Source organism: Oryzomonas sagensis, assembly GCF_008802355.1.
In the GTDB taxonomy this organism is placed as follows: Bacteria; Desulfobacterota; Desulfuromonadia; order Geobacterales; family Pseudopelobacteraceae; genus Oryzomonas; species Oryzomonas sagensis.
This window is the reverse complement of record NZ_VZRA01000015.1, coordinates 1-261: the sequence shown is the minus strand read 5'-3', so window position 1 is coordinate 261 and position 261 is coordinate 1. Positions and strand designations below refer to the sequence as shown.

Genomic DNA, 261 nt, shown 5'->3' with positions numbered 1-261 from the left:
GTCTTTCTCGAAACAAGGGCCGAGGGGCCCGACATGTTGTACCCCCCGAGCCCGGCGGCCACGAACGGCACGAGCTTCTTGTCCGGCATGAAATGGTACAGCCCTTCGACGCCGTACTTGAAAATGGCGATATCCTTGTCCGTCTTCAGCCGGGAGGAGGTGATGGAGTAATCCAGTCCTGCTTCCACGCCGACGCGGTCCGTAAAGCTATAACCGCCCCTGAGGGAGTACACGGGGGCGGTGTCGAGATGCTGTCCCCCA

1 protein-coding gene is annotated in these 261 nt (G+C 60.9%); it reads right to left on the bottom strand.

The annotated features are described in order from the left end of the window. Window positions 1-261: outer membrane beta-barrel protein (locus tag F6V30_RS16945; protein WP_151158427.1), on the bottom strand; the 261-nt coding region annotated here is incomplete at both ends.